Origin of the sequence: Limosilactobacillus reuteri subsp. porcinus (assembly GCF_036621895.1) — a bacterium.
Lineage (GTDB): Bacteria > Bacillota > Bacilli > Lactobacillales > Lactobacillaceae > Limosilactobacillus > Limosilactobacillus reuteri_J.
The window spans coordinates 1-4,599 of record NZ_LN887372.1; the positions used below are offsets into that span (position 1 = coordinate 1).

At 36.1% G+C, this 4,599-nt stretch carries 6 protein-coding genes and 1 other annotated feature; of the genes, 1 reads left to right on the top strand and 5 read right to left on the bottom strand.

Annotation, left to right across the window (positions count from 1 at the left end; translation table 11 throughout):
- Positions 1–75: 75 nt before the first annotated feature.
- Positions 76–1,032, bottom strand: a complete 957-nt coding sequence (locus AACL61_RS03295; RefSeq protein ID WP_086142655.1) for a ketopantoate reductase family protein — start codon at positions 1,030–1,032, stop codon at positions 76–78.
- 56 nt (positions 1,033–1,088) lie between these two features.
- Positions 1,089–1,324, bottom strand: a binding site (T-box leader).
- 470 nt (positions 1,325–1,794) lie between these two features.
- Between AACL61_RS03295 and AACL61_RS03300 the strand changes: the two genes are divergently transcribed.
- Positions 1,795–2,931 (top strand): 5-methyltetrahydropteroyltriglutamate--homocysteine S-methyltransferase, encoded by a 1,137-nt coding sequence (locus tag AACL61_RS03300; RefSeq protein WP_086142420.1) that lies wholly within the window; start codon positions 1,795–1,797, stop codon positions 2,929–2,931.
- Between the two features lie 52 nt (positions 2,932–2,983).
- Here AACL61_RS03300 and AACL61_RS03305 read toward each other — a convergent pair whose 3' ends face one another.
- From AACL61_RS03305 to AACL61_RS03320, 4 genes are all read right to left on the bottom strand, one after another.
- Complete coding sequence (locus tag AACL61_RS03305) at positions 2,984–3,229, bottom strand: cytochrome b5 domain-containing protein (protein ID WP_003669378.1); 246 nt, start codon at positions 3,227–3,229, stop codon at positions 2,984–2,986.
- 12 nt (positions 3,230–3,241) lie between these two features.
- Positions 3,242–3,460, bottom strand: coding sequence for a cytochrome b5-like heme/steroid binding domain-containing protein (locus tag AACL61_RS03310; protein WP_003665104.1), 219 nt, complete (start codon positions 3,458–3,460; stop codon positions 3,242–3,244).
- Between the two features lie 132 nt (positions 3,461–3,592).
- Positions 3,593–3,826 (bottom strand): cytochrome b5 domain-containing protein, encoded by a 234-nt coding sequence (locus tag AACL61_RS03315; protein WP_003669379.1) that lies wholly within the window; start codon positions 3,824–3,826, stop codon positions 3,593–3,595.
- Between the two features lie 128 nt (positions 3,827–3,954).
- Complete coding sequence (locus AACL61_RS03320; protein WP_339110996.1) at positions 3,955–4,392, bottom strand: GNAT family N-acetyltransferase; 438 nt, start codon at positions 4,390–4,392, stop codon at positions 3,955–3,957.
- Between the last annotated feature and the right edge of the window lie 207 nt (positions 4,393–4,599).

Genomic DNA, 4,599 nt, shown 5'->3' on the forward strand with positions numbered 1-4,599 from the left:
TGATGAATTGTTCAAAAAATTCATCATCCGGTTTTTATTTTGGACTAGGAGTTTTTTCCCAGCCTCATTTTAATATTATTTAGCACTTCGATTTTGACGAGTTGTTTCCGCTAAGTGGACTAAATTAGTAACAAAATTATGAGTTTTGGCTTCATAATTATATTGGCGACCCAGCTTAACAAAGTAACCATTGATATAATCAACTTCCACTGGACGATTATGACTCATATCTTGGTACATTGAAGGATAGTGATGCGGACAGCCAACTTTAGAGACATAATTTACACTTTCTAGCTCTTCTGCTCGCGTATTAACCAATTGTACCCCTGCACGTTCACAGACATCATATGCTTCATCGATTAATTGCCGAGATAGTTCATCAGCCTTATCAAACGCCGCATACTCACCCATTGTAATTTCAAACATAGTACAAAGGGTATTAACGACTGAATTAAAGACCACTTTTGCCATCAACGTTCCCATAAAATCATCTTTAAGGGATGGATTAAAGTTTGCTTTTTTGAGTTCTGCCATTAACGCTTGTGTCTTCTCATCAGGCTTTTCAGTATAATTAGCCCAATTAGTCGTTCCCATCCCTCGTTCGCCAACAAATTCGACTTCGCCAGGTTTGGTTAAAATAGTTGCTACTAATGCAGTTCCAGCAACTACTTTTTCTTTTGGGAAATACTTCAATAATTTTTCAACATGTCCCATTCCATTCATCGCTGTCATCGCATATTGATCCTTCAAGAAATGTTCACAACGTTTTAACATATCATCTAACTGCATTTGTTTTAATTCAAAGAAAACAAAATCAGCATCTGTAGCATTGTATTCTTCAGGTGTATAAACATTAACAGGAACAAGGTGTCTATTTTTATGCTCGCGAGTTACATAAACTCCTCCTTGTTCTTTCATCTTGTTGTAATGTGGTAACCATCCTTCAACAAAATCAACTTCATTACCTGCTTCTTGTAATAGAACACCAAACCGTAATCCCATTGCACCTGCACCAACTACTGTAAATTTCATAATTCTCTCTCCTTTTTTATGACTATAAAAAAGCGTCCTTAGATTAAACAACTTAACCTAAGGACGCTTTTTGCGTGGTACCACCTTAATTTGCCAATAATTCGCATTATTAGCCTCAAATGTTCAATGTTTCCATTAAACACGTCAGCTATAATGGGCTGATCCCACCATTAATTACTAATTTCATCATGGCACTCAAAGTGATTTTCATTATAAGCAGGTTATCCTTTTCCATCAACCAAGGACTCTCTGCTAATCCACTCATAATTACTCTTCTTTTCAACGTGTTTTTTATAATCACATTTTAATTTTTATCTAATTTAATACTTTAGGTTGTAAATGTCAAGATTTATTTTTTGTCATAAATTATCTTGACATTCATATTTCATCCGCGTATTATAATGACAAACAAATGAGAAACAGCTTAGAAAAGATGAGTAATCTTAGAATCTTATTACAGAGAATCGCGGTTGATGAGAAGTGACATAAGAGACTGAGACGAAGATGGTCTTGGAGCTTCACGAATTACGAGTATTTTATATAAGTAGTTCACGATTGACGACCGATAAAACGTCTGGGTATAGCTTCCATCAGTGTACCTATTGAGGATAGTATTGTGAGATGCTATCAAATTAGGGTGGTAACACGTTAATTAACTATTGATTAATCAACGTCCCTAGGAAAAGTAGAAATATTTTTCCTAGGGGCTTTTTTATTGCTTCAATTCTTGAACCCATCACGAATAGAAAGGATCGATTTACTATGACTGAATTCACTACACGTACTACATCACCATTTCGTTATGACATCGTTGGAAGTTTCCTTCGTCCTCAAGAGCTAAAAGAAGCTCGCGCAAAATTTGCAAACGGCGAAATAACACAAGCAGACTTAACAGCTGTTGAAGATAAAGCAATTATTAATTTGATTAAACAAGAAGAAGCTGCTGGCTTAAAAGCAGTTACTGACGGTGAATTTCGGCGTAGTTGGTGGCACCTTGACTTCTTCTGGGGATTAAATGGCGTTAAAAAAGCCACTTTAAAGGAAGGCTATAAGTTTGCAGATGAAGAGACTCGTCCTGAAACTGCTCAAATTACGGGAAAAATCTCCGGCGAAAACCATCCCTTTGTCGAACATTTCAAATTTACCCAAGCTCATACTTCTGATGGCGTTCAAGTTAAACAAACTATTCCTGCGCCAGCACAATTTTTAGAAGAATTTCTTCGTCCCGAAAATCAAGCTAATGCTAAAGAATTTTATCCCAACCAAGAAGATTTAGATCATGACGTTGCAGTTGCTTATCATCAAGTGATTGAAGATCTTTATGCTGCTGGTTGTCGTACTCTTCAACTAGATGACTGTACATGGGGAATTTCTGTTAACGCCTTTGCTAACCTAAAGAAAAAAGACCCCAATGCTGATGTATCTCAGCTTGAAGCCCTTCAAAAGCGATTCTTAAAAGTAAATAATGAGGCAATTGCTAATTTACCTGCCGACTTAACAATTAATACCCACGTTTGCCGCGGAAACTACCACTCAACCTGGGCTGCTGCTGGTGGTTATGGACCAGTTGCCGATACGCTATTTGCTAAGGAAAATGTCAATGCCTTCTATCTTGAATACGATAGTGAACGTGCTGGCGGATTTGAACCACTTAGCAAAGTTCCTGATGATAAATACGTTGTTCTTGGTTTAATTACTTCAAAATCAGGTGAACTTGAAGATAAGGCAGCAATTATCAAACGAATCCATGAAGCTGCGCAATTCCATCCATTAGATAAGCTCTGTCTTAGTCCTCAATGTGGTTTTGCATCAACTGAAGAAGGAAATATTTTAACAGAAGAACAACAATGGAAAAAGATTGCACTTGTTAAAGAGATTGCTACAGAAGTTTGGGGATAATTTCAAATGAATAATAGCAGGGACTCAAGATACTTTTGAGAGTTCCTGCTATTTATTCTTCTCCGACTAAAGTCCCCACCTTGGGTAGATTTGCCAATACGCGGTCTTTATGGGGAGAAACCTTATACAGTGCATCCGTTAAATCATAACCGGCTTGATATCCATGATGAATCCCATTTTTCCAAGCAGGACTATGAGTCACATCGTAAACAATTCCATCGATTGCAATATATGCAGCTGCTCCATTCTGTCCATTATATTTACGCAACTCATCTCTGGTAAATGTTTGATTTGCCATCCAACCTACTCCTTAATCAGCTAATTTTCCGACAACTGTTAACTTTTTTAGAATTTCATCTTTTTCTTTTGAACGGCCAAAAACGACTTCCATTAACTCTTTTATGCTGATTCCTTTTTTAGGAGCATCTGTAATGTCATAAACTAACCCATCAATTGCCATGTAATGTGGTTTTTCGCCATCACCATTATATTTAGCTAATTCATCTCGTGTAAATTTTTTCTCAGCCATGAGTTGTTCCTCCTAAAGTCCATTATTATTTTAAATATAACACTATTATTTAAATAAACTAAAAGCACTCCAATGACTAGAAATACAATAATTTAATTTTATAAAAAAAGACTAAGATAAACCCAGTCTTTCTTACACTAATTGTCCTACTAACGGTAATTTGGCCAACACCCGATCTTTATGCGGAGAGTAATTAAACAGAACATCTGTCAAATCCAATCCTGCCTTATTTCCATGATGGGTACCATCTTGCCATGCAGGAATATGAGTTACATCATAGACACGATTATTAATTGCTACATAAGCTGGATTTCCGTTTTGCCCATCATATTTTTTTAATTCTTCTCTTGTAAATGTCTTTGCCATAATATTCTGCCTCCTTATTTGATAGTGTCAGTTCAATATCCTCACTATATCATGGAAGCGCACACAACAAATTAATAATTATCTTACTTTAATGCAAAATTACTATTCTATTAGTATTTTCTTCACAATTAATCCAATACCATATCTAAGTGCGGGATATTATCTTCAAGGTAAACATCTGAAATCGACTTAAATCCAAACGATGCGTAAAATTCTTTAAGATATGCTTGAGCTTGAATCTGAATTGTCTTATTTGGGAAAAGACGCTTAGTTTCATCGATCGTTGCCTGAACTAGCTGACGGCCGTATTCATGTCCACGAAATTGTTTTAAAACTAATACGCGGCCAAAAGTCGCATGAGAGCTATCCTTAGCCATAATTCGCGTATAACCCACTAATTCTCCTCGCTCGTCCTTTAACATTAAATGGTGAGCTTGATAATCCTGTTCATCGATTTCTTGATAAGGACATTCTTGCTCAACAACAAATACTTTTATCCGTTTCTCCGCCAATTTGCACCATTCTTGAGCTGTCATTTCACTTAGTGTTTTTACTTCAACATTCATATTAAAACCTCCTAAAAAATAAAAGAGTACTAACCAACTTCTTCATGTCATTGTGACAGGCCCTAGTAGAAGATGGCTAGTACTCTCTTAATGTCTTTAATCTGGGGACTAAAGACGAGTCGTTATTAAATTATTCGAGTTCAGTATACAATGAATTAATCTATCTTGCAATTAGCGATTTAATACGTATCTGTCAAGTTTTCATAG